Below are 22,856 nucleotides of genomic sequence, written 5' to 3'. Positions count from 1 at the left end.
TCCGTTTCGACGGCGATGGGGCGTTCACGACGGTACGGAGGGCCGGAGGCGTCCGCAAACGAATTAGGGCCGTCCCCCGTGGACCGCGCCGGGCGGGCGCGGTCGACGGGGCACGGCCCGGGATCGAGGGGGAGTGCGGACGGGGGAGGGGTGAGCAGGGGCCCCGCGTCAGCAGGAGCCCCGCATCAGCTCGTCCAGGCTGTGGTCCATGTCGAGGTACATGTGCTCCAGCCCCGGTGGCACCAGCGCGGAGGCCCGTTCCAGGAACCGCTGGAGCTCGGCCGTCAGCATCAGCACGATCGCGACGCCCTCCGGCGCGTGGAACTCCACCGTCGTCCGGTCCCCGTCGTACGGCCGCACGCGCACGTCGCCGCAGCCGGCCGGGTGCTGGAGGCCGGAGGTCAGCAGCTCGCGGGCGAAGGTCCACGAGACTTCCACGCCCTCCAGCGTGGCCGGCGCGGGGAAGGCCATGCGAACGGCGAAGGGATCCGCGCGGTCGTAGCAGAGGGTGACGGGCACGGTCTCGACCTTCGGCGCGGTGGCGACCAGACGGGCCTGCACGGCCTGCTCGATGACAGTGATCAAGGCACACTCCCTTGCGGCGGATCTGTGGCCGGGCTGTGGGGTGGGACCCGGCAACCGGATAGACGCCGGAATCGGCAAATCCGTGCACGGCGGATGACGTGAGCTGTGTCACCGATTGGCCTGATCTCCCCTGTGTGATCGCACAGAGTGAGGGCGAGAACAGTCCGGACGCGGGGTGGTCAGTCGGTGCCGCAGGCCCCGGAGTGATCGCAATAAGGCTGGTTACCGCTCACTCCACAGGCGCAAAGGACCACCCGGGTCTCCCGGTGCGCACGACCGTCGGGGGTCGTCACGCTGAGTTCCCCGCGCAGTACCAACTGGCCGACGGGAGAGCGCGTGACGCCGGTCGGCCGGTCCCCCTCCTCCACCGGGCCCTCGGACAGCCGGTACTGGAGCGCGCCCGAGGGGCAGCGCCGGACCACCTCGGCGACCCGCTCCGGACCGGCCCCGTCGGGGTCGATCCACGGGCGCCGCCCGGTGTCGAACGCCTCGGGCAGGCCGCGGACGCACTCGGCCGCGTGCAGGCACCGCCCGGAGTCGTAGGTGACGGTGACGCTCTTGCCTTCGTAGGCCTTCGGTCCGTTGGAGGGCATGGCCCCACAGTAGGAACGTGGCGCTCCCGACGCACCCTGGACGGCGGATGTGGGGTGCGTTAGCTTCCCGCGCCATGAGACTTCTGGGAGTTGGCATGTGCGCGGCAGCCCTGCTGGTGGGGCTGGCCGTCGCGCCGGCGCAGGCGGACACCGGAGCCGGGGACACCCCCCGTCCGGGATTACGCGGCGTCGGCTGGGCACCGAAGGCGACCGGCAAGGAGGCCCGGTTCCGCGGGCTGGCGGCCGTCAGCCGCAGCACGGCCTGGGTCGCCGGCTCCAAGGGGACCGTCCTGCGCACCGGCGACGGGGGGCGCAGCTGGCAGGACGTGTCACCGCCGGGGGCGGTCGCCGAGGGCCTGGAGCTGCGCGACATCGAGGCCTTCGACGCGCGGCGGGCGGTCGCCCTGTCCATCGGCGAGGGCGGGGCCTCGCGGGTGCTGCGCACCGAGGACGCCGGCGCCACCTGGACCGAGACCTTCCGCAACCCCGATCCGCGGGCCTTCTACGACTGCCTGACCTTCCTCGACACCCGGCACGGACTGGCGGTGAGCGACCCGGTGGACGGGAAGTTCCGCATCCTGGCCACGGAGGACGGCGGCCGCAGCTGGCGGGTGCTGCCGGACGCGGGAATGCCGGCGGCCCTGCCCGGCGAGGCCGGCTTCGCGGCGAGCGGGCAGTGTCTGGTGGCCTCCGGGCCGCGCGACGTCCGGCTGGCCACCGGCGGCGGCCCGGTCGCCCGGGTGCTGCACTCCTCGGACCGGGGGCTGACCTGGCGGGCCGCCGACTCCACGGTCCCGGCCGGCGACCCGGCCCGCGGGGTCTTCGCCCTGGCCTTCCGCGACCGTACGACGGGCCTCGCGGTCGGCGGTGACTACCGCACCGGCCAGGCCTCGCCGCAGGCCGCCGCCCGCACCGCCGACGCGGGCCGCGGCTGGAGCCGGGCGGACACCCCGCCGCCCGCCTACCGTTCGGGCGCGGCCTGGTTCCCGTACGGCCGCTCGACCGCCCTGGCGGTGGGCCCGACGGGCACGGACGTCACCACGGACGCGGGCCGCACCTGGCGGACCCTGGACACGGGCTCCTACGACACCGTCGACTGCACGCCCGACGGCGGCTGCTGGGCGGCGGGGGAGAAGGGGCGGGTGGCCCGCCTGGAGGTGATCAGCACGCCGGGCCGCTGAGCGGGTCCTCGACGATCAGGTCCGTCCACGGGTAGCGGCCCGCGGTGACCCCGGCGGCCCGGTGGACGGGTCGGATCAGGTCGGGTGGTGAGGCCCGGCCGGGTGGTGAGGCCCGGCCGGGCGAGCCGACGGGTTCGTGGCAGGCCGGGTGGGCCCACGGGTTCGGTCCGCGTCGGGTGGCCGGGCCGGGGGGAAGGGTCAGGCCGGGAGGGTTTCGCGGAGCTCGGCCAGGTGGGAGGAGGTCTTCGTGGCGATGAACTCGGTGATGCGGTAGGCGCACACGCCCGCCACCGTGAAGGGGTCCTCGGCCGCGATCTTCTCGACCTCGGCGCGCGAGACGCCCGCGGCCAGGATCACCCCGCCGTCGCGCGGGACCTTGCGGCCCGAGGCCAGGAAGACGCCGGACGCGTAGTACCCGTCCAGCCAGGCGAGATGGGCGTCCATCTCTTCCTCGACGGATTCGACGGGCGCGATGTAGGTGAGCTCCATGACGAACATGATCGCCAGGCTACTCTCGCACTCCATGACGACTGTGAAGACCCCCGCCGACGAGGCCGAGGCCCGCGCGATACAGGACGAACTCCGCGACCGGGTCGTGCTCGACGAGACCGGCCCCCTCCCCGGCCGGGGACTGGTCGCCGGGGTGGACGTGGCCTACGACGACGAGCGGGACCTGGTCGCCGCCGCGGCCGTGGTCCTCGACGCCGCCACCCTGGAGCCGGTCGGCGAGGCGACCGCCGTCGGGCACGTGAGCTTCCCGTACGTCCCCGGGCTGCTGGCCTTCCGCGAACTGCCGACCGTACTGGCAGCCCTCGACGCCCTCACGGTCGTCCCGGACCTCGTCGTCTGCGACGGCTACGGCCTCGCCCACCCCCGCCGCTTCGGCCTCGCCTGCCACCTCGGGGTGGTCACCGGGCTGCCGAGCATGGGCGTCGCCAAGAACCCGTTCACCTTCTCCTACGGGGAACCGGGCGCCCGGCGCGGCGACTCCTCCCCGCTCCTCGCGCCCGACGGCGCCGTCGTCGGCCGGGCGCTGCGCACCCGGGACGGGGTCAAGCCCGTGTACGTGTCCGTGGGCCACCGGGTCTCGCTGGACAACGCCTGCGCCCACGCCCTCGCGCTGAGCCCCGCGTACCGGATCCCCGAGACCACCCGGCGTGCCGACTCGCTGTGCCGGCGCGCCCTGCGCGAGGCCTCCTGAGCGCCGGCCCACCCCGCCGGCCCACCCCGGCGGCGCGCCTCAGCGGGAATCGGCCACCCGGAAGCGGATCCCCGCCTTCTGGAGCCGGTCCAGCAGGGCGTCGCCCATCGCCACCGCCGTGGTGAGCTGGCCGGCCCGCTCCGGCAGGGCGTCCTGGGCCAGGCAGAGCGCGGACTCGGCGAGCATCTTCGCGGTCTCCCCGTAGCCCGGGTCCCCGCCCGACACCTCGGTGAAGACCCGCCGCCCGCCGCCCTCGCCGACGAAGCGGACCGTGAACCAGCTGCGCGCGCGGCGCTGGGCGTCGGGCCCGCTGCCCGGTTCCCAACGGCCCATCAGCCACCGCCGGGCGGCCGGGACCTGAGCCAGGGCCACCGTCGCGCCCACGGCCGCCGCCCCGCCGACCGCGACCGGGAGGTGGCGCACCGAGGCGTAGTGCCGGTAGCGGAAGTCCGGCCCGTACCGCTCCAGCGCAGCCGCCGACCGGGCCACGACGGCCGGGTCCAGGGTGGGCAGCGGCAGGGCCCAGGTCCCGGTCTCCCGGCTGAAGCGCGGGGCGCCCACGGGACCCCGCGCCCGGCGGTCCGGCAGCCGGGGCTGGTGCAGCCTGCGGGCGCGCGCCGCGGCCAGGGTCTGCGGGCCCCGCCCCAGCGCGGTCAGGGCGGAGGCGAGCGTCCCGCCGGAGAACAGCGCGTTGGAGCGGACGAAGCCGTCCACCCGCAGGGGCACCCCGGCGGGCAGCAGGCGCACGGTGAAGTACGCCCCCAGGTCGGCCGGGATGGAGTCGAACCCGCACGCGTGCACCAGCCGCGCGCCCGTCTCCCGGGCCCGCGCGTCGTGCTCGACGTACATCCGGTCCACGAACTCGGGCTCCCCGGTGAGGTCCACGTAGTCGGTGCCCTCCTCGGCGCAGGCCGCGACCAGCTCGGCCCCGTACCAGATGTACGGGCCCACGGTGGTGGCCAGCACTCCGGTGGAGGCGGCGAGTTCGCGCAGGGCGCCGGTGTCCGCGGCGTCGGCCCGCAGCAGCGGCAGGCGGGCGCACGCCGGGTCCAGGTCGGCCAGCCGCTCGCGCAGCCGTTCCAGCTTGCCGAGGTCGCGGCCGGCCAGTGCCCACCGCAGACCGGCCGGGGCGTGGCGCGCGAGGTATTCGGCGGTCAGTGCCCCGACGAACCCGGTGGCGCCGAAGAGGACGATGTCGTAGGCCCGTTGCGGTCGGCTCCGCCGGACGTGCTCGTTCATGAACCGCTCCTCCCAGCTGGTATCGGTGGCTGAGGCTAGCGTGGGGGTCGGCCGCCCGCGCGGGCGGGTGACGGGCCGGTGTGACCGGTGGTGAGGAGGAGCGTCGATGAAGGCTGCGGTGCGCAAGTGGGAGACGGTGCGCGCGTTTGCCCTCGGGCTGCCCGAGGCGGTGGAGGAGCATCCCTGGGGGCCCGAGGACGGTGTGGTGAAGGTCAACAAGAAGATCTTCGTCTTCCTGGGGAACGCCGACGGCCCCGAACCGCCCGGCCTGTCCGTGAAGCTCAAGGACGAGGCCCTGCACGGGCACGCGATGACCGCTCCCGGTGCGGCGCCCACCGGGTACGGGCTCGGCCGGGCGGGCTGGGTCTCCGTACCGCTGGGGGAGAAGGGGGCCCCGTCGGCCGAGGTGCTGTGCGAATGGGTGGAGGAGAGCTACCGGACCGTCGCCCTCAAGCGGCACGTGAGGGAACTGGACGCCCGGAGCCCGGAACCGGCCACGCGGGAAATCGACTAAGCGCTTGCTCTTGTGCTGCGTGGAACACGTTCCTAGCATCGCTGGTGTTACATCAGTTGTGTCACACGTATGCGCAGGCGCCTCGGAAGCGCACACCAGGATGCTGGGGGCTCGATGGCAGTGACAGCAGGCCCGCTCGCGGGAGTACGCGTCGTCGAACTGGCCGGCATCGGACCGGGGCCGTTCGCCGCGATGGTCCTCGCCGACCTCGGCGCGGACGTGGTGCGCGTGGACCGGCCCGGCGGCGGCGCTTTGGCCATCGACCCGGCCTACGACATCACCAACCGGGGCAAGCGCTCCGTCGTGCTCGACCTCAAGTCCGCCGACGGCCCCGCCCGGGTGCTGGACCTGGTCGAACGGGCCGACGTGCTGATCGAGGGCTTCCGCCCCGGGGTCGCCGAGCGGCTCGGCGTCGGCCCGGCGGACTGCCACGCCCGCAACCCGAAGCTGGTCTACGGCCGGATGACCGGATGGGGCCAGGAGGGCCCGCTCGCCCACACCGCCGGGCACGACATCGCGTACATCGCCGTCACCGGCGCCCTCGGCATGATCGGCGACCCGGACGGGCCCCCGGCCGTGCCCGCCAACCTGGTCGGCGACTACGCGGGCGGCTCCCTCTACCTCGTCATCGGCGTCCTCGCCGCCCTCCAGCACGCCCGCACCCCCGGGGGCGCCGGCCAGGTGGTGGACGCCGCGATCGTCGACGGCACCGCCCACCTCACCGCCATGATCCACGGGATGGTCGCGGCCGGCGGCTGGCAGGACCGGCGCGGAGCCAACCTCCTCGACGGCGGCTGCCCCTTCTACGGCACCTACGAGACCTCCGACGGCCGGTACATGGCCGTCGGCGCGCTGGAACAGCAGTTCTACGACACCTTCGTGGAACTCCTCGGCATCGAGGACCAGGCCGCCGCCCGCAAGGACCCGGCCCGCTGGGGCGCGCTGCGCGAAGCCGTCGCCGCCCGCTTCAGGACCCGTACCCGCGCCGAGTGGACCGAGGTCTTCGAGGGCACCGACGCCTGCGTGGCCCCCGTGCTCTCCCTGCGCGAGGCGCCGCACCACCCGCACCTCGCCGCCCGCGCCACCTTCACCGACATCGGCGGGATCACCCAGCCCGCCCCGGCGCCCCGGTTCTCCGCGACCCCGGCCGCCGTCACCGCGGGCCCCGCCCTGCCGGGCGCCGACACCGCGGCGGTGGCCCGGGACTGGGACGTGCCGGGCCTGACGGGAACAACGACGCGGACCGCGACGGAAAGGGGCGAGGGCGCCTGATGGAACTCTCGATGCTGCTCGACTACGCGGGCGATCCCCGCAAGGCCGCCGACGAGGCCGCGGCGCTGGAGGCGGCCGGGCTCGACGCCGTGTGGGTGGCCGAGGCCTGGGGCTTCGACTCCCCGACCATCATGGGGTACCTGGCGGCCCGCACCGAGCGGATGAAGATCGGCTCGGCCATCCTCAACGTGTACTCCCGCACCCCGGCGCTCATCGCCCAGACGGCCGCCGGACTGGACGCGGTCTCCGGCGGCCGGGCCCTGCTCGGCCTCGGCGCCTCCGGGCCGCAGGTGGTCGAGGGCTGGCACGGGAAGCCGTACGACAGGCCGCTCGGGCGGACCCGGGAGACCGTCGAGCTGTGCCGGCGCGTCTGGCGCCGCGAGACGATCGACCACCACGGCATCACCCACATGCCGCTGCCGGCCCCCATGGGCAGCGGGCTCGGCAAACCCCTGAAGATCCTCACCCGGCCGGTGCGTCCCACCGTCCCCGTCTACATCGCCTCGCTCGGCCCGGCCAACGTGCGGATGACCGCCGAGATCGCGGACGGCTGGCTGCCCACCCTCTTCATCCCGGAGAAGGCCGCCGCGGTGTGGGGCGGCCCGCTCGCCGAGGGGACCGCCAAGCGGGCGCCGGAACTCGGCCCGCTGCAGACCGTCGCGGGCGGCCTGCTGGCCATCGGCGAGGACGCGGCCGCCGCACGGGACCTCGCGCGCCCGCAGATCGCCCTGTACGTCGGCGGCATGGGCGCGCCCGGGAAGAACTTCTACAACGACCTCGCCGTCGCCTACGGGTACGGCGAGCAGGCCCGTCGGATCCAGGAGCTCTACCTCGCCGGACGCAAGCGCGACGCCGCGGCCGCCGTCCCGGACGAGTTCTGCGAGCTCATGACCCTGTGCGGGCCCGAGGGCTACGTGCGCGAGCGCGTCGAGGCGTTCCGGGAGGCGGGCGTCACCATGCTCAACGTCACGCCCGTCGGCCCCGAGCCGGCCCGGCTGATCGAAACCGTCAAGAGCTGGCTCTAGGGGGACCGGACCGATGCAACGCCGTATCTTCGACGCCGACCACGAGGCGTTCCGCGAGACCGTCCGCACCTTCCTGAACAAGGAGGTGCTGCCGCACTACGACCAGTGGGAGAAGGACGGCATCGTCAGCCGCGAGGCCTGGCGGGCCGCGGGCCGCCAGGGCCTCCTCGGCCTCGCCGTGCCCGAGGAGTACGGGGGCGGCGGCAACCCCGACTTCCGCTACGCGGCAGTGATCGCCGAGGAGTTCACCCGGGCCGGGGCCCCCGGCCTCGCCATCGGCCTGCACAACGACATCATCGGCCCCTACCTGACCTCGCTGGCCACCGAGGAGCAGAAGCGGCGTTGGCTGCCCGGCTTCTGCTCCGGCGAGACCATCACCGCGATCGCGATGACCGAGCCGGGCGCGGGGAGCGACCTCCAGGGGATCCGCACCAGCGCCGAGGACCGGGGCGACCACTGGCTGCTCAACGGCTCCAAGACCTTCATCTCCAACGGCATCCTCGCCGACCTGGTGATCGTGGTCGCCAAGACCACCCCCGAAGGCGGCGCCCACGGCCTGTCCCTGCTGGTCGTCGAACGGGGCACGGAGGGCTTCGAGCGCGGCCGCAACCTCGACAAGATCGGCCAGAAGGCGCAGGACACCGCCGAGCTCTTCTTCCACGACGTGCGCGTCCCCAAGGAGAACCTGCTCGGCGAGGAGAACGGCGCGTTCGTCCACCTGATGACCAACCTCGCGCAGGAACGCATGGGCATCGCGATGGCCGCGATCGCCGCGGCCGAACACCTGCTGGAGATCACCACGCAGTACGTGAAGGAGCGCGAGGCCTTCGGCAGGCCCCTCGCCAAGCTCCAGCACATCCGCTTCGAGATAGCGGAGATGGCCACCGAGTGCGCGGTCACCCGGGCCTTCCTCGACCGCTGCATCACCGACCATTCGAACGGCGAACTGGACCACGTCCACGCCTCGATGGCCAAGTGGTGGGCCACCGAACTCCAGAAGCGCGTCGCCGACCGCTGCCTGCAACTGCACGGCGGGTACGGCTACATGAGCGAATACCGGGTCGCCCGTGCCTTCACCGACGGCCGCATCCAGACCATCTACGGCGGTACGACCGAGATCATGAAAGAGATCATCGGCCGCTCCCTCCTCGGCTGACGCCGGACCTTCAGAAAGGCTTGACCAGTGAGCACCGAAGCGTACGTGTACGACGCGATCCGCACGCCGCGCGGCCGCGGCAAGGCCAACGGCGCCCTGCACGGCACGAAGCCGATCGACCTGGTCGTCGGCCTCATCCACGCCCTGCGCGAACGCAACCCCGGCCTGGACCCCGCCGGCATCGACGACATCGTGCTCGGCGTCGTCGGCCCCGTCGGCGACCAGGGCTCCGACATCGCACGCATCGCGGCCATCGCCGCCGGCCTCCCGGACACCGTGGCGGGCGTACAGGAGAACCGCTTCTGTGCCTCCGGCCTGGAGGCCGTCAACCTGGCCGCCGCCAAGGTCCGCTCCGGCTGGGAGGACCTGGTCCTCGCGGGCGGCGTGGAGTCCATGTCCCGGGTCCCGATGGCCTCCGACGGCGGAGCCTGGTTCAACGACCCGATGACGAACTGGGACGTCAACTTCGTCCCGCAGGGCATCGGCGCCGACCTGATCGCCACCATCGAGGGCTTCTCCCGCCGGGACGTCGACGAGTACGCCGCCCTCTCCCAGGAGCGCGCGGCGACGGCAATCAAGGACGGCCGTTTCGCCGGATCCGTGGTCCCGGTCACCGACCGCAACGGCCTCGTGGTCCTGGACCACGACGAGTTCGTCCGCCCGGGCACCACCGCCGACACCCTCGCCAAGCTGAAGCCCTCCTTCGCCGACATCGGCGACCTCGGCGGCTTCGACGCCGTCGCGCTGCAGAAGTACCACTGGGTGGAGAAGATCGACCACGTTCACCACGCGGGCAACTCCTCCGGCATCGTCGACGGCGCCTCCCTCGTCGCCATCGGGTCCCGCGAGGCCGGCGAACGCCACGGCCTGCGCCCGCGCGCCCGGATCGTCTCGGCGGCCGTCTCCGGCTCCGAGCCCACCATCATGCTCACCGGCCCCGCCCCGGCCACCCGCAAGGCCCTCGCCAAGGCCGGACTGACCATCGACGACATCGACCTGGTCGAGATCAACGAGGCCTTCGCCGGTGTCGTGCTGCGCTTCGTCAAGGACATGGGCCTCTCCCTCGACAAGGTCAACGTCAACGGCGGCGCCATCGCGCTCGGCCACCCGCTCGGCGCCACCGGCGCCATGATCCTCGGCACCGTCGTAGACGAGCTGGAGCGCCAGGACAAGCGCTACGGGCTCGTCACCCTCTGCGTCGGCGGCGGCATGGGCGTCGCCACCATCGTCGAACGCCTCTAGTCCCTCCCGGATCCCGCCCCGCCCGCGCGCCGGGATCCGCACCGGACGACCAGCAGCACGGCGCGGCGAAGGCCCGGCCACCGGGCCCGACCGCCGCGCGGTGCGCCCGAGCCGGACCCTCCCGGCCCCCTCCGGGCCCGGCGCCTTCCGCCCGGCCCCGCCGAACCAGACTTCCACGGAGACCCACCCCATGACCGAGACCCGCACCATCCGCTGGGAACAGGACGAGACCGGCATCGTCACGCTGGTCCTCGACGACCCGGACCAGTCCGCCAACACCATGAACCAGGCCTTCAAGGACTCCATCGCGGCGATCGCCGACCGCGCCGAGGCCGAGAAGGACTCCATCCGGGGCATCGTCTACACCTCCGCGAAGAAGACCTTCTTCGCCGGCGGCGACCTCAAGGACATGATCCGGCTGCGCCCCGAGGACGCGGGCCTCGCCTTCGAGACCGGCACCGCCATCAAGCGCTCGCTGCGCCGCATCGAGACCCTCGGCGTGCCCGTGGTCGCCGCGATCAACGGCGCCGCCCTCGGCGGCGGTTACGAGATCTGCCTCGCCTCCCACCACCGGATCGCCCTCGACGCGCCCGGCTCCAAGATCGGCCTGCCCGAGGTCACCCTCGGCCTGCTCCCGGCCGGCGGCGGTGTCACCCGTACCGTCCGCCTGATGGGCATCGCCGACGCGCTGCTCAAGGTCCTGCTCCAGGGCACCCAGTACACCCCGCAGCGCGCCCTCGACAACGGCCTCGTGCACGAACTGGCGGCCACCCCCGAGGAGATGCTCGCCAAGGCCCGCGCCTTCATCGACGCCAACCCCGAGTCGAAGCAGCCGTGGGACGTACCCGGCTACAAGATCCCCGGCGGTACCCCGTCCAACCCGCGCTTCGCCGCCAACCTCCCGGCCTTCCCGGCCAACCTCAAGAAGCAGCTGAACGGGGCCCCGTACCCGGCCCCCCGCAACATCCTGGCCTGCGCCGTCGAGGGCGCCCAGGTGGACTTCGAGACCGCGCTGACCATCGAGGCCCGGTACTTCACCGAGCTGGTCACCGGCCAGACCGCCAAGAACATGATCCAGGCGTTCTTCTTCGACCTCCAGGCCGTCAACGCCGGCCGCAGCCGCCCGCAGGGCGTCGCGCCCCGCCAGGTCAGGAAGGTCGCCGTCCTCGGCGCCGGGATGATGGGCGCCGGCATCGCCTACTCCTGCGCCCGCGCGGGCATCGAGGTGGTCCTCAAGGACGTCACCGCCGAGGCCGCCGCCAAGGGCAAGGCGTACTCCGAGAAGCTCCTCGACAAGGCGCTCTCCCGGGGCCGCACCACCGAGGCCAAGCGCGCCGAGCTGCTGGCCCGGATCACCCCGACGGCCGACGCCGCCGACCTGGCGGGCTGCGACGCCGTCATCGAGGCCGTCTTCGAGGACACCGCCCTCAAGCACCGGGTGTTCCAGGAGGTCCAGGACGTCATCGCGCCCGACGCGCTGCTGTGTTCCAACACCTCCACCCTGCCGATCTCCGGGCTCGCGGAGGGCGTCAAGCGTCCCGCCGACTTCATCGGCCTGCACTTCTTCTCGCCCGTCGACAAGATGCCCCTCGTCGAGATCATCAAGGGCGAGCGCACCGGCGACGAGGCCATCGCCCGCGCCTTCGACCTGGTCCGCCAGATCAACAAGACCCCGATCGTGGTCAACGACTCGCGCGGCTTCTTCACCTCGCGCGTCATCGGCCAGTTCATCAACGAGGGCGTGGCCATGGTCGGCGAGGGCGTGGAGCCCGCCTCCGTCGAGCAGGCCGCCGCCCAGGCCGGGTACCCGGCCAAGGTGCTCTCGCTGATGGACGAGCTCACCCTCACCCTGCCGCGCAAGATCCGCAACGAGACCCGCAAGGCCTTCGAGGCCGAGGGCCGCACCTGGACCGAGCACCCCGCCGACACCGTCATCGACCGGATGGTGGACGAGTTCGGCCGCCCCGGCCGCAGCGGCGGCGGCTTCTACGAGTACGACGAGACGGGCCGGCGGACCCGCATCTGGCCCGGTCTGCGCGAGCACTTCGCCAAGCCGGACGCCAGCATCCCCTTCGAGGACATGAAGGAGCGGATGCTCTTCGCCGAGGCCCTGGACACCGTCCGCTGCCTCGACGAGGGCGTGCTCACCTCGATCGCCGACGCCAACATCGGCTCCATCATGGGCATCGGCTTCCCGGCCTGGACCGGCGGCGTGATCCAGTACATCAACGGCTACGAGGGCGGCCCGGCGGGCTTCGTCGCCCGCGCCCGCGAGCTGGCCGCCACCTACGGCGAGCGCTTCACCCCGCCCGCCTCCCTCGTGGCCAAGGCCGAGCGCGGCGAGACGTACACCGACTGACCCGTCCGTCCCGGGCCCGCGCGAGCGGGCCCGGGACGCCGGCGGGCTCAGCGGCCGGTGTCGCCCAGGAACGCGAACGCCCCGCGCTCCGCGGCGCCGTCCGGGGCGGTCCACCCGGCCAGCACCTGCCCCCGGATCCCGTCGCCGACGGCGGGACCCGGGCGCAGCACCCGGATCAGCGTGAGGTCGTGGAGGGGGCCCGCTTCCCCGGCCGCGCCCACCACCACGACGGTGGCGCCGGCGGTGTCGGACACCTTCCCGGCCCCCGTCAGGGCCGCGGGTACGCCCGCCGGACCGGCCAGCACCCCGACGGTCGGGTCGGGGGTGTCGCTCTCGCCCTGGGCCTGCGCCGCGGCGCGGCCCGCCAGCAGCGCGAGCAACTGCTCGACCATGACCGGGTCGTGGGCACCGTCGTAGACCCAGCGCTTGCCCAGCACCCCGTGTTCGAGCGTGCCGACCAGCACGTCCCCGGCGCCGTCCAGCGGGGCCCCGCGGTAGGTGAGCGGGACCAGGTACGCGACCGGCCCGTCCCCGGCGGCGTCGGTGACCACCATGAACTCGATGCCCACCTCGCCCTCGGGGTCGTCGAGGCGGAACCCGCCCGCGCGGGCGAGCCGCGAGACGTCCCCGGCCCCCTGGTACCAGGGCCTCAAGGGGAGCCATTCGGCCAGGAGTTCGAGCTTGGTCGGGGTCAGCGTGGTGTGGTGGATGACTGCCATGACCGCGAAACTACCCTTCCTCCGGAGCGAACGCCGCCCGCAATTCCGCCTTCAGGGACCGCTGGAACGCCGTCACCAGCGCCTGCACCACCATCGGCTGCATGTGCGCCGACAGCGCCTTCATCGACTCCACCCGCTCCGGATCGCTCTCGCCCTCCGTGAAGGGCCCCCACACCTCGTCCCGGAACAGGGCCGTCAGTTCGTGCGCCGCCGTCCGCGCGTGCTCCATCAGCACCGTGCGGGCCGCGAGGAGCGTCCCGTGCGCGATCGGCACGTCCAGCAGCGCGACCCCGAGCCGCAGCAGCCCCACGTCCACCCGGAACCCCTCACCCGCCTCCGCGAGCACGTTCATCGCGGCGAGCCTGCTCAGGTCGGTGTCCGACAGGCTCCGCCCGGCCCGCTTCTCCAGCTCCGCCCGCGAGAACTCCCGGGCCGCGTCCGGGGCCCAGGTGGCCACCAGCGCCCGGTGGATGGCCAGATCGTGCGCGCTCAGGTCGTCGGGGAGCGCGTCCAGGTAGCGCTGGATCGCCGACAGGGTCATGCCCTGGTGCTGGAGCTCCTCGATGAGCGCCAGCCGCGACAGGTGCTCCGGTCCGTAGTGGCCCACCCGACGGGGTCCGATCACGGGAGGGGGCAAAAGCCCGCGCGTGCTGTAGAACCGTACGGTGCGGACGGTGACACCGGCCCGGGACGCCAGCTCGTCCACGGTGAGCATCGGCTCGGTCGCCCGGTCGGCCATCGTCCGCTCCTCGCTCTCTGCTCCACAGCTTGGGTTCAACAGTATTGCTGTCGCACCAACGATGTGAAACGGCCAGGAGCTGCCCATGACCACGAACCTGCGACTGCCCGGACGACCCGAAGAACTCACCCTGCCCGCCCTGCTGGTCCGCAACGCCGCCGAACACGGCGAGCTGCCCGCCCTCTCCTGGCGCGAGGGGGACGCCGCCGACTGGCGCACCCTCACCTGGAGCGAGGTCCGCCACGAGGTCGCCGTCCTCGCCGCCGGCTACGCGGCCCTCGGCGTCGAGCGCGGCGAACACGTCCTGATGATGATGGGCAACCGGCCCGAACACTGGCTCAGCGATCTGGCGCTCGTCCACCTCGGCGCCGTCCCCGTCACCGTCTACGGAACCTCCGCGCCCGAGCAGATCGCCCACATAGCCCGCCACAGCCGGGCCCGGCTGGCGGTCGTCGAGGGCGCCCGCGAACTGGCCCGCTGGGAGCCGCTGCTCCAGGACCCCGAGGTGCCCCTGGAGCGGCTGGTGGTCGCCGAGGCCGCCGAGGCGGGCCCGCACCGCACGTACGCGTCCGTGCGGTCGGACGGCGTGCGGCTGCACCGGGCCGACGCCTTCGAGAAGGGCTGGCGCGAGAGCCGCCCCGAGGACCCCCTCACGGTCGTCTACACCTCGGGCACCACCGGCGACCCCAAGGGCGTCCGGCTGACCCACCGCAACATCCTGCTCCAGTCGGTGCGGCTCGACCGCCACACGGACCTGCCCGAACACGCCGAGCACCTCTGCTACCTGCCCTTCGCGCACATCGCCGAGCGGATCCTCGGCATCTACCTGCCGCTGCTGCGGGCGGCCCACGTCCGGCTGGTCGCCGACCCCACCGCCGTGGCCGCCGCGGTCCGCGAACGCCACCCCGTGCAGTTCTTCGGGGTCCCCCGGGTCTGGGAGAAGCTCGCCGCCGCCGTCAAGGCCGTCATCGCCGGGCTGCCCGAGGAGCAGCAGCGGGCCATCGAGGGGGCCGGTGCCCTGGCGCGCACCAGGGCCGGGCACCGGGAGCGCGGCGAGGAGGTGCCGGCCGCGCTCGAAGCCTCCTACGCCGAGGCGAAGGAGCGGGTGCTGGACCCGTTGCTGCGGCGGGCCGGACTGGACCGGCTCGAATGGACGGCCAGCGCCACCGCGCCGATGCCGATCGACGTGGTCCGCTTCTGGGCGGGCTGGGGGATCACGATCATGGACGCCTGGGGGCTGACCGAGACCTCCGGCGTGTGCACCGTCAACAGCCGGGACGCCTTCCGGCTGGGCTCCGTCGGCCGGCCCATCGAGGGGCTGGAGCTGAGGATCGCCGAGGACGGGGAGATCCTCACCCGCGGGGCCACCGTCTTCGACGGCTACCTGCGCCCCGACGGGACGGTCGAGAGCGCCCACGACGCCGAGGGCTGGTTCCCCACCGGGGACGTGGGCCGGCTCGACGCGGACGGCTTCCTGTGGCTGACCGACCGCAAGAAGGAACTGATCATCACCTCGACGGGCAAGAACGTCTCCCCGGCCCTGGTGGAGAACACCGTCAAGGAACACCCGCTGATCGGCCAGGCCCTCGTCCACGGCGACGGCCGCTCCTACCTCGTCGCCCTCCTGGTCCTGGACCCCGAACTGGCCCCGGCCTGGGCGGCCGCCCGGGGGATCGGGACCGCCTCCCTGGCCGAGCTCGCCGGACACCCGGCCGTGCTGGAGGAGACGGCCCGCGCGGTGGCCGCCGCCAACGCCCGCCTCAACCGCACCGAGCAGATCAAGCGGTACCGGCTGCTCGCCGAGGAATGGGGCCCGCAGACCGGGGAGCTGACGCCCTCGCTGAAACTGCGCCGACGGGTGGTCCGGGAGAAGTACGGCCCCCTGATCGAGGAGCTCTACGAGGCCCCGCGGCAGGAATAGCGAGCCCTGACCGGTTGTCAGTGGCGGGTGTCACGATCGGCCCATGAGCTTCTTCGAAGGGCTGATCGTGGCCGACCCGCCCCCGGCGGCCGAACCGCTCGAATGGCGCCTCGGGGCCTACGAGCCCCCTCCGCACGAGGAGCACCCTCCCTCGGACTGGTTCGTCCCGGCCAGGATCCCGCAGACGGCCCGGGTCGGGGACGGACCCGACACCCGGCTCGTACTGACCGGGTGGGAGGTGTGGCCCCGGTCCCTGGTCATCGGGATCGAGGTCTTCCGGCGCCGGGTCGCCAGGGACGGCCTCCGCGGGCCGGTCCACCCCCGGCCCGGCGCCGACGGGCTGCGCTTCGGCCTGCTGCTGGCGGACGGGCGCCGCGTCACCACCCTGGACGGGACGGCCTGGCCGGCTCCCCCGACCACGGGCGCGGGGCCCAGACCCGTCCTCACCGCGCTCGGCGGTTCCGGCGGCACCTTCCACCAGCGGGTGAACCTGCACCTGTCGCAACTGCCGCCGGACGGCGAGCTGCTCCTGGTGACCGAATGGCCCGCCCAGGGCGTCCCCGAGACACGGACCGTCTTCGACGCCACGAGGCTGCGTGCCGCGGCCGCCGAGGCGGTCGAGGTCTGGCCCGGCCCGCGACCGCCGTCCGCCGGGGCGGACAGGGAGCGCGGCACGCCCCCGCCCTCCTCCCACGCGCTCGCGGTCCCCCGGCCGGAGCCCCGCCCCACCCCGTCACCGCCCGGGCCCGAAGCGCCCCGCGCCGACTGGCAGGGGATGGGGTACGAGGGCTGGGGCGACCCGGGGCTGATCCGGTCCCGGCTCGCCGCCGGGGCGGACCCGCAGGACCCCGTGGAGCGGCCGCTGCACCGGCTGGCCGGGCAGGGCGCCGAGGAGTCGGTGGCCGAACTGGCCCGTCTCGTCACGGACGTCGACGCGGTCGACGAGGAGGGCCGTACCCCGCTCTGGCAGGCGGTGGCGCACGGCCGGGCCGACAACGCCGCGGCCCTGCTGGCGGCCGGGGCCGACGCCTGGACGCCCCGCGTCGCGGGCCGCTCGCCCGGGAGCCTCGCGCTCACCACCGAGCTGGCCCCCCTCTTCGCCGACCTGCCGGGCGCGGTGCACCCGGACCCCGCGCGGGTGGCGGCGCAGCGGGCGGCCGACGAGCAGGCCCGGGTGTTCCGGGGCGTGCACACCGAGGGGCTCGCGGTCGCCTTCGTCGCCGGGGTGGACGAGGAGGAGGTGATCCGCCGCCTGGGCGCGGACCCGGACCGCGTCCCCGTCCTGGACCTCGACGCGGAGCCCGGACCGTACGGGACGGGCCCCGACGGCTTCGACCCGTACGGACCGCGGGCCAGGTGGTTCCTCGGGGTGAGCGGGGTGCCGGGCGGCTGCGTCCTGACGCATCCCTCCGGCTACCTGGCCTCCTCGCCCGCCGTCCTGGCCGCGGTGTCGCCGGGCGGGCGTGCGTACGGGGTCTACTTCAACCCGAAGGGCGGCACGTTCGGGCACCTGTCCGTGGACGGCGGCGCCGTGCACCACGAGGAGATCGGCCTCCATGCCGGGGAGGACTCCCCGGAGGGGTTCTGGCTGCACCGCTTCTGGCAGTGGGGACCGTACGGCGACATGTACGGGACGGGCTCCCTCGCCTACGCCTGCGACCGCGCACACCTGCGCATCACCGACCCGGGCCCCGTGCTCGGCCCGCCCCGCCGCTGGGTGGAACTCCCCACGGACAGTCCCCTGCGCGACTGAGCCCCTGCCCGCCGAGGGGTGCCCGCGCGGGGCACCTCCCGACCCGATCCGCACCGCACCGGGGAACCCCGGCCGACAGGGGGGACTGTCGGCCGGGGCGGCGTTCGATGACTCAGCCCTCAGGCGAGAAGCACGCGCCGCACTCGACGTTCCGAGGCGCGGCCGTTTCGGGATCCACCATCAGAATCACCCCGGATCCATGCGGGCAAACGCGGCGTGGACGCCCTCCGGGACGTCTCACAACCTGGTGCGAACCCCAGGTGGCCACTACTGCGCCCCCACAGGTATTGGTCCGGCTCGTAGCCGGCCTCCCTGATCGCGTCCATCGTGTGGGTCAGCGTGTCGGCGTGGCGCCGCAACGTGTCCGGGCCCTCCGGACGGTGGTCGACGAAGCGGCCGCCCGCCGTGCACAGCTCCCGGTACACGGCCGTGCGGAGGATGAGGGCGTGCCATCCGAGCTCGACCAGCTTGGACGGTCGCAGGCGCCGTCCCGTGGCTCGGGTCGCGGCGGCCACGAACTTCAGAGCCTCGTCGACGATGCGGACGGCGAGTGCCTCCTCGACGCCGTCGTTGTCGCGCTGTACGAGGTGGACCACCCGGGCGAACCCTTCCTCGGAGAGGAGGTGGTGGGCGGACGGCTTCAGGGCGGTGGGCGTGTGGGCGTGGTCATGCTGCTGTCCTCTCGGTTGGACGGGATGCGGGATCAGTGGGTTCCGATGACGATGACGGCGAGCGCGCCGAGCAGGATCACGACGTACAGCAGTTGCCGCAGGCGCTCGGTCACCGGACCCGGCTCGACTGTTGCTCCACGGTCGCGAGCATGTTCCGCAGGATGCGGGCCAGGACGCGCGCGTGGTTCCAGGCCGCGTGGTCACCCCGCCCCGTCGGGCCGGCGTCGACGAAGTACGACCACTCGGTGAGGGCCGCGTGGGCGCGCTCCGTCCGCCGGCCGGGCGGGGTCGCGGAGACCTGGGCGTGCAGGGCCTGCCCGCTCGTGATCAAGGCGGCGGTGAGGCGGACGACGCCCTCGGCGTCCGGCCGTTCAGAGTAGGGGGCCAGTGCCTGCCCGATGAGCTTCTCGATCTGCGCTTCGCCGGAATTCATGGGGTGCTCCCTACCGTCATCAGCGGGTGGTGAGAGACACCATGGACCCGTAAAAGTCCCATTACGAGGACCTTGGAGCGGCCTTTTGTGGTCCTCTGGTAGGGCTTTGGGGTCCCTTTTCCGTGAACTCTGGCAGTCAAGAGGGCTCCCTGAGACAGTAGGTCAGGACGCCTACGTACTATGGGAGTTGGAATGAGCCGACCTACCGGAAACGCCCGGTTCAAAGCAGCCCGCCAAGCCGCCGGCTACCGGACCCAGCAGGAACTCGTGGATGCCCTCGCGGCTCGCGGATTCCACATCGGACTACGGCAGGCTCGCCGCTACGAGGGTGCGAATCCGCCCCTTCCGAACCCAGAAGTACGGCAAGCCCTCGTCGACCTACTCGGCCTGCCCCTCGACGAACTCGGCTTCAACGTGCCTCCCGGCACCGGGCCTCAGGTCACCGCCAGCCTCATCGCGCCCGCGAACCGAGGCCCACTCCGTACGTCCAGCGCACCACAGCCCGCCACCGCCGGGGCCGACTTCCTCGCGGTCACCCGCGCTCATCGCCGGCTGTACTGGACCGTCGCCCCGGCGATGCTGCACCCGGCCGCCGCCGCGCACGCCACCCTCGGCGGACAACTCCTCGACGCGACCACGGGCCGTACCCGACAGACCCTTGCCGCCGCCCTCGCGGAGAGCTGGCTTTTGGCGGGCCGCATCGAGTTCTTCGACCTTCGCGAACCCGATCGTGCCGGCGACACCTGGGTTCGTGCACTCCAGGCGGCCGGAGAGGCCGACGATGCGCTGCTCGGCGCTGCGATCCTCGCCCACATGGCCTTCATTCCCGGGTGGGCTGGGCAGCGCACCGCGGCTACGGAGCGCATGACCGCAGCCCGCACCTACGCGCGCCGCGGGCAGGCCAACGGCCACGTCATCGCCTGGCTCGACGCCGTAGAGGCCGAGTGCGCCACCCGCTGCGGAGACACGCGAGCCGCCCTCAACCTGATCGCGCACGGCGAGACCGTCGTCGAGGACACTGCCGGCCAGCCGACCCCCGAGTGGATGGACTGGTTCAGCTCGATCCGGCTCGCTGCCTTCAAGGGCAACGTCCAACTGGCCGCCGGACACCTGCCGCAAGCCCGCGAGACGCTGCTGCACGTGCTCGACGAGCTTCCCGGGGACGCCGACAAGCAGCGCACGGTCATCCTCGGCGACCTCGGCGCGGTCGAGGCTGCTGCCAGGAATCCGGAGGAGGCGGCGCAGTACGCCCTTCGCGCGCTGGAACTGCTGGAGGCACACTGGTATGCCACCGGACTGGAGCGGGTCCGCGAGGTGCGGCGCGCGCTCGGCCCGTGGGAGCACGAGCAGTACGTCCGCGACCTCGATGACCGGCTGTACGGCTGGGGTGCGGTGGTCAGCGCTCTCGCGTGTTGAACTCGGCGATCCGGGGCGACAGTTCGGCGAGACTCTCGATGCGGAAGGTCGGCAGCTCGCGGGCCTCGACGCTGTCCCACTGGATCGTGGCCCACGGGCCCCGCCGGACGAGCGCGGTGTGCATTCCCGCGGCGGCGCCGGGGCGCAGGTCGTTGTCGACCCGGTCACCGACGTAGAGGATCTCCGACGGCTCGGCCGGGACGACGGCGGCGACGCGCTCGAAGAACTCGGGGTCCGGCTTCGAGGCGCCCCAGTCATCCGAGGTGCCGATCAGGTCCACGTCCTTCGTGAACAGCTCGCGCAGCAGCCCGCCGGCGCGAACCGTCTGGTTCCCTGCGATGGCGAGCCACAGGCCGTCCGCACGGAGCCGGGCGAGTGTGGGCCGCACGTCGGGGTAGAGGTCGTCCTCGCCGAACCACTCGGGCTTGCCGGCGGCGGCCCGCGCTTCGCGCTGCTCGGTGAGGTCGAATCCCGGCCGGAACTCCTGGAACACATCCCGGTAGTCGCGTCCCTGGGCGATGACCGCCCCGAACACGGCCGCGAACGTGTGCCTCGGGACGCCGAGCCAGTCCGCCCAGGTGCCGTACTCCCGGGTCTCGTCCACCAGGCACTCACCGACGTCGAAGACCACAGCGCGAATCGTCATGCGGGCCAGCCTAGTGACGGCCCCGGACACTCGACAGAGCCCCCTCCCGCCCCGAGGTGAGAGGGGGCTTCGGGGTCAGGAGCCGATGAGGGGGTAGTGGTCCGAGAGGTTGGTGTAGGTGTACGAGGTGCCCCAGCTGGAGACCGTCCAGGGGGCCGACTGCTCCTTGACCACGTTGTTGTTCCAGTCCGCCGGGCGGGCGTTGCCCTTGCGGTACAGGACGTAGTCCAGGTCCTCGCGGGGGTCCGTCGGGTAGCGGTAGTTCGCGATCGAGTTGAGCGCCGTGTCGAAGGAGTACGGGTGGCCCGTGCGGCTGTCGGCGCCGGCCAGGTCGGCGTTGGCGAGCATGCTGGCGTACTCGGGGCTGCGCGAGTCGACGTTCATGTCGCCCGTCACGATGACCTGTTCGGCCGCCGGGATGTTCTTGGCGTCCAGGAAGGCGTCGATCGCACGGAACTGCCGGGCGCGCATCTCCGCCGCCTCGCCCGCGCCGCAGCCCGGGTCGGTGGACTGGGCGTGGGTGCCGACCACGTGCACCCTGGTGCCGTTGACATCCAGCACCACGTAGGCGAATCCCTTGTTGGACCACCAGTCGGCGCCGCAGGCGTCCTTGTAGACCACCTGCTCCTTGCGGACGATCGGCCACTTGCTGAGGACCGTGACGCCGCCGTCCTCCGGGGTGGTGGAGGAGTAGGAGCCGCCCGTCGCGTCCCAGCCGCTCTTGCTGCGGCCCACGACGGGGGTCTGGTACGGGTACTGCGCGGCCGCGTTCGCCTTCAGCGCGTCCGAGGCGCCGTTGTCGAAGGCTTCCTGGAGGACCACCACGTCGTGGCCCTGGAAGAAGGAGGCCTTGGGGATCTCCGAAGCCCGGTGGTCCTGGCCCCAGTTCGGGTACAGGTTCTTGCTCATCAGGAACGTGTTGTACGTCAGGACGCTGAGCCGGGGCGTCGCGCCGGTCCCGGCGGCGGTGGCCGCGGGGGCGGTCGTGAGGGCCAGCGTGCCGACGGCGATCGCCGCGACGGCCGTGGCGGCGGCCCGGTTGCGGCGGTTCGGGGTGAGCAGCATGAAGGTCTCCGTCATTCCTGCGGGGGAAGATCGACGCCGTCATCCAAGCAGCCACGGTTACTTCGGGGTAACACCCATGACAAGACTTTCTGTCCGGGCCACGACAACGTGGGGCCGGGGTGACCCGCCGGGCGGGACGCGGGCCCCGCGGCGGCGATAATGGAGGGACCGCGACGCGCGCGGGGCGAGACCGGGGGAGCAGCAGGGATGAGCACGGACACCACCACCGGAGCGACCGCCGTACGCGGCCGGGACCCCGAGCCGCCCCCGCCGGGCGGGGTGCTGTGGACCACCGCCGGGGACATCCGGTCGCTGCTCACCCTGCCCGCCGCCTTCACCCTCCAGGTCGCCCACCCGGCCGTCGGCGCCGGCGTCGACCAGTACTCCGTCTTCCGCACCGACCCCTGGGGCCGCGGCGAACGCTCCCTGCGCTCCGTCCAGCTGTGGGTGTACGGCGGGGACGAGGCCGCCGCCGAGGGCCGCCGGGTGCGCCGGCTGCACAAGGAGATCCAGGGCACCGACACCCGGGGGCGCCGCTACCACTCCCTCGACCCGGCCTGCTACGCCTGGGTGCACGCCACCGGCTTCCCCGTGGCCCTGCACTCCGGGCGGTACCTCTTCCGCCGCATCACCCCCGCACAGGAGCGCCTGCTCTACCGCGAGTGGCTCCAGGTGGGCCGCATCCTCGGGCTTCGCGACCGGGACATGCCACAGACGGTCGAGGAGTTCTGGCCGTACTACCGGCGGATGCTGGCCGAGGAGATCGAGCCCACCAAGGTGGCCCGCGAGCTGCTCGCCACCGACACCGACCTGCCCCGCCCCGAGGTCGCCTCCCCGGCCCTGCGGCTGCTGCTGCGGATCGGCTGGCCGCTGCTGCGCACCGCGTACCTGCGCTTCCGGGCCTTCGTCACCGTCGGGTACATGCCGCCCGACGCGCGGGCCGTCCTCGGCCTGGAGTGGACCCCCGCCCAGGAGCGCGCGCTGCGGCGGATGAGCACGGCCCTGCGGATCCTCGTACCGCTGCTGCCCGAGCGGCTGCGCTACCTGCCGCTGGCCCGCGCCGCCCGCGCACGACGGCGCGCCGGCACCCGCTGAGGGGCACCGGCGCGCGCGTCCGCGGGGTCGG

At 73.3% G+C, this 22,856-nt stretch carries 22 protein-coding genes; 12 read left to right on the top strand and 10 right to left on the bottom strand.

All coding sequences use genetic code 11. The annotated features are described in order from the left end of the window. Window positions 1–168: 168 nt before the first annotated feature. Window positions 169–585 (bottom strand): spore wall synthesis regulator SsgD, encoded by a 417-nt coding sequence (gene ssgD, locus SLAV_RS07660; RefSeq protein ID WP_030224813.1) that lies wholly within the window; start codon window positions 583–585, stop codon window positions 169–171. A 179-nt stretch (window positions 586–764) separates the two neighbouring features. Further along, window positions 765–1,178, bottom strand: coding sequence for a (4Fe-4S)-binding protein (locus SLAV_RS07655; protein WP_030224811.1), 414 nt, complete (start codon window positions 1,176–1,178; stop codon window positions 765–767). A gap of 95 nt (window positions 1,179–1,273) precedes the next feature. On the opposite strand from SLAV_RS07655, the gene SLAV_RS07650 reads away from it, so the two are divergent. Beyond that, entirely contained in the window at window positions 1,274–2,359 is a 1,086-nt protein-coding gene (locus tag SLAV_RS07650; protein WP_030224809.1) for a WD40/YVTN/BNR-like repeat-containing protein, read from the top strand. A gap of 198 nt (window positions 2,360–2,557) precedes the next feature. Here SLAV_RS07650 and SLAV_RS07645 read toward each other — a convergent pair whose 3' ends face one another. After that, window positions 2,558–2,857 (bottom strand): YciI family protein, encoded by a 300-nt coding sequence (locus SLAV_RS07645; RefSeq protein WP_030224807.1) that lies wholly within the window; start codon window positions 2,855–2,857, stop codon window positions 2,558–2,560. Window positions 2,858–2,882: 25 nt separating this feature from the next. Between SLAV_RS07645 and SLAV_RS07640 the strand changes: the two genes are divergently transcribed. Further along, complete coding sequence (locus tag SLAV_RS07640; RefSeq protein WP_030224804.1) at window positions 2,883–3,560, top strand: endonuclease V; 678 nt, start codon at window positions 2,883–2,885, stop codon at window positions 3,558–3,560. A 39-nt stretch (window positions 3,561–3,599) separates the two neighbouring features. Here SLAV_RS07640 and SLAV_RS07635 read toward each other — a convergent pair whose 3' ends face one another. Beyond that, a complete protein-coding gene (locus tag SLAV_RS07635) occupies window positions 3,600–4,799 on the bottom strand; it encodes a saccharopine dehydrogenase family protein (protein WP_030224802.1) in 1,200 nt (399 codons plus the stop codon). Window positions 4,800–4,905: 106 nt separating this feature from the next. Between SLAV_RS07635 and SLAV_RS07630 the strand changes: the two genes are divergently transcribed. From SLAV_RS07630 to SLAV_RS07605, 6 genes are all read left to right on the top strand, one after another. After that, window positions 4,906–5,313 carry an MmcQ/YjbR family DNA-binding protein gene (locus tag SLAV_RS07630; protein WP_030224801.1) on the top strand — a complete coding sequence of 136 codons (408 nt, stop codon included), beginning with the start codon at window positions 4,906–4,908 and terminating at the stop codon, window positions 5,311–5,313. 114 nt (window positions 5,314–5,427) lie between these two features. Continuing rightward, on the top strand, window positions 5,428–6,585 hold the full coding sequence (locus tag SLAV_RS07625; protein ID WP_030224799.1) for a CaiB/BaiF CoA transferase family protein: 1,158 nt from the start codon (window positions 5,428–5,430) through the stop codon (window positions 6,583–6,585). Continuing rightward, a complete protein-coding gene (locus SLAV_RS07620; protein ID WP_030224797.1) occupies window positions 6,585–7,610 on the top strand; it encodes an LLM class F420-dependent oxidoreductase in 1,026 nt (341 codons plus the stop codon). Before SLAV_RS07625 ends, SLAV_RS07620 begins: the two co-directional genes overlap by 1 nt. A gap of 13 nt (window positions 7,611–7,623) precedes the next feature. Next, the gene (locus tag SLAV_RS07615) at window positions 7,624–8,766 is read left to right on the top strand and encodes an acyl-CoA dehydrogenase family protein (RefSeq protein WP_030224796.1); all 1,143 of its coding nucleotides are present in this window, start codon (window positions 7,624–7,626) and stop codon (window positions 8,764–8,766) included. Window positions 8,767–8,793: 27 nt separating this feature from the next. After that, window positions 8,794–10,008, top strand: coding sequence for an acetyl-CoA C-acetyltransferase (locus tag SLAV_RS07610; protein ID WP_030224794.1), 1,215 nt, complete (start codon window positions 8,794–8,796; stop codon window positions 10,006–10,008). 190 nt (window positions 10,009–10,198) lie between these two features. Beyond that, window positions 10,199–12,367, top strand: coding sequence for a 3-hydroxyacyl-CoA dehydrogenase NAD-binding domain-containing protein (locus SLAV_RS07605; RefSeq protein WP_030224792.1), 2,169 nt, complete (start codon window positions 10,199–10,201; stop codon window positions 12,365–12,367). Between the two features lie 47 nt (window positions 12,368–12,414). Here the strand turns inward: SLAV_RS07605 and SLAV_RS07600 are convergent, their stop codons facing one another. Further along, window positions 12,415–13,086, bottom strand: a complete 672-nt coding sequence (locus SLAV_RS07600) for a maltokinase N-terminal cap-like domain-containing protein (protein WP_030224790.1) — start codon at window positions 13,084–13,086, stop codon at window positions 12,415–12,417. A gap of 10 nt (window positions 13,087–13,096) precedes the next feature. Then, the gene (locus tag SLAV_RS07595; protein WP_030224789.1) at window positions 13,097–13,825 is read right to left on the bottom strand and encodes a MerR family transcriptional regulator; all 729 of its coding nucleotides are present in this window, start codon (window positions 13,823–13,825) and stop codon (window positions 13,097–13,099) included. An 85-nt stretch (window positions 13,826–13,910) separates the two neighbouring features. On the opposite strand from SLAV_RS07595, the gene SLAV_RS07590 reads away from it, so the two are divergent. Together SLAV_RS07590 and SLAV_RS07585 are read left to right on the top strand one after the other, a co-directional pair. Further along, window positions 13,911–15,746: an AMP-dependent synthetase/ligase gene (locus SLAV_RS07590; RefSeq protein WP_030224788.1), complete on the top strand. Its 1,836-nt coding sequence runs from the start codon at window positions 13,911–13,913 to the stop codon at window positions 15,744–15,746. A 43-nt stretch (window positions 15,747–15,789) separates the two neighbouring features. Beyond that, window positions 15,790–17,499 carry an ankyrin repeat domain-containing protein gene (locus SLAV_RS07585; RefSeq protein ID WP_030224787.1) on the top strand — a complete coding sequence of 570 codons (1,710 nt, stop codon included), beginning with the start codon at window positions 15,790–15,792 and terminating at the stop codon, window positions 17,497–17,499. 119 nt (window positions 17,500–17,618) lie between these two features. Here SLAV_RS07585 and SLAV_RS07580 read toward each other — a convergent pair whose 3' ends face one another. Both SLAV_RS07580 and SLAV_RS07575 read right to left on the bottom strand, forming a co-directional pair. Beyond that, window positions 17,619–18,095 carry a glycine-rich domain-containing protein gene (locus SLAV_RS07580; RefSeq protein ID WP_051840152.1) on the bottom strand — a complete coding sequence of 159 codons (477 nt, stop codon included), beginning with the start codon at window positions 18,093–18,095 and terminating at the stop codon, window positions 17,619–17,621. Window positions 18,096–18,279: 184 nt separating this feature from the next. After that, complete coding sequence (locus SLAV_RS07575) at window positions 18,280–18,603, bottom strand: DUF6415 family natural product biosynthesis protein (RefSeq protein ID WP_030224783.1); 324 nt, start codon at window positions 18,601–18,603, stop codon at window positions 18,280–18,282. 192 nt (window positions 18,604–18,795) lie between these two features. Between SLAV_RS07575 and SLAV_RS07570 the strand changes: the two genes are divergently transcribed. Further along, window positions 18,796–20,019 carry an NsdA family TPR-like regulatory protein gene (locus tag SLAV_RS07570; RefSeq protein ID WP_030224781.1) on the top strand — a complete coding sequence of 408 codons (1,224 nt, stop codon included), beginning with the start codon at window positions 18,796–18,798 and terminating at the stop codon, window positions 20,017–20,019. Here SLAV_RS07570 and SLAV_RS07565 read toward each other — a convergent pair. Together SLAV_RS07565 and sph are read right to left on the bottom strand one after the other, a co-directional pair. Continuing rightward, window positions 20,000–20,665 carry an HAD family hydrolase gene (locus SLAV_RS07565; protein WP_030224780.1) on the bottom strand — a complete coding sequence of 222 codons (666 nt, stop codon included), beginning with the start codon at window positions 20,663–20,665 and terminating at the stop codon, window positions 20,000–20,002. The genes SLAV_RS07570 and SLAV_RS07565 overlap by 20 nt on opposite strands. 75 nt (window positions 20,666–20,740) lie before the next feature. Continuing rightward, the gene (gene sph / locus SLAV_RS07560) at window positions 20,741–21,730 is read right to left on the bottom strand and encodes a sphingomyelin phosphodiesterase (RefSeq protein ID WP_030224778.1); all 990 of its coding nucleotides are present in this window, start codon (window positions 21,728–21,730) and stop codon (window positions 20,741–20,743) included. A gap of 207 nt (window positions 21,731–21,937) precedes the next feature. On the opposite strand from sph, the gene SLAV_RS07555 reads away from it, so the two are divergent. Beyond that, a complete protein-coding gene (locus SLAV_RS07555) occupies window positions 21,938–22,825 on the top strand; it encodes an oxygenase MpaB family protein (protein ID WP_030224777.1) in 888 nt (295 codons plus the stop codon). The last annotated feature ends 31 nt before the right edge of the window (window positions 22,826–22,856 follow it).

The sequence above is a fragment of the Streptomyces lavendulae subsp. lavendulae genome (genome assembly GCF_002803845.1).
Classification (GTDB): Bacteria; Actinomycetota; Actinomycetes; order Streptomycetales; family Streptomycetaceae; genus Streptomyces; species Streptomyces lavendulae.
The sequence above is the reverse complement of the archived record's forward strand: the minus strand, read 5'-3'. Positions and strand labels throughout refer to the sequence as shown.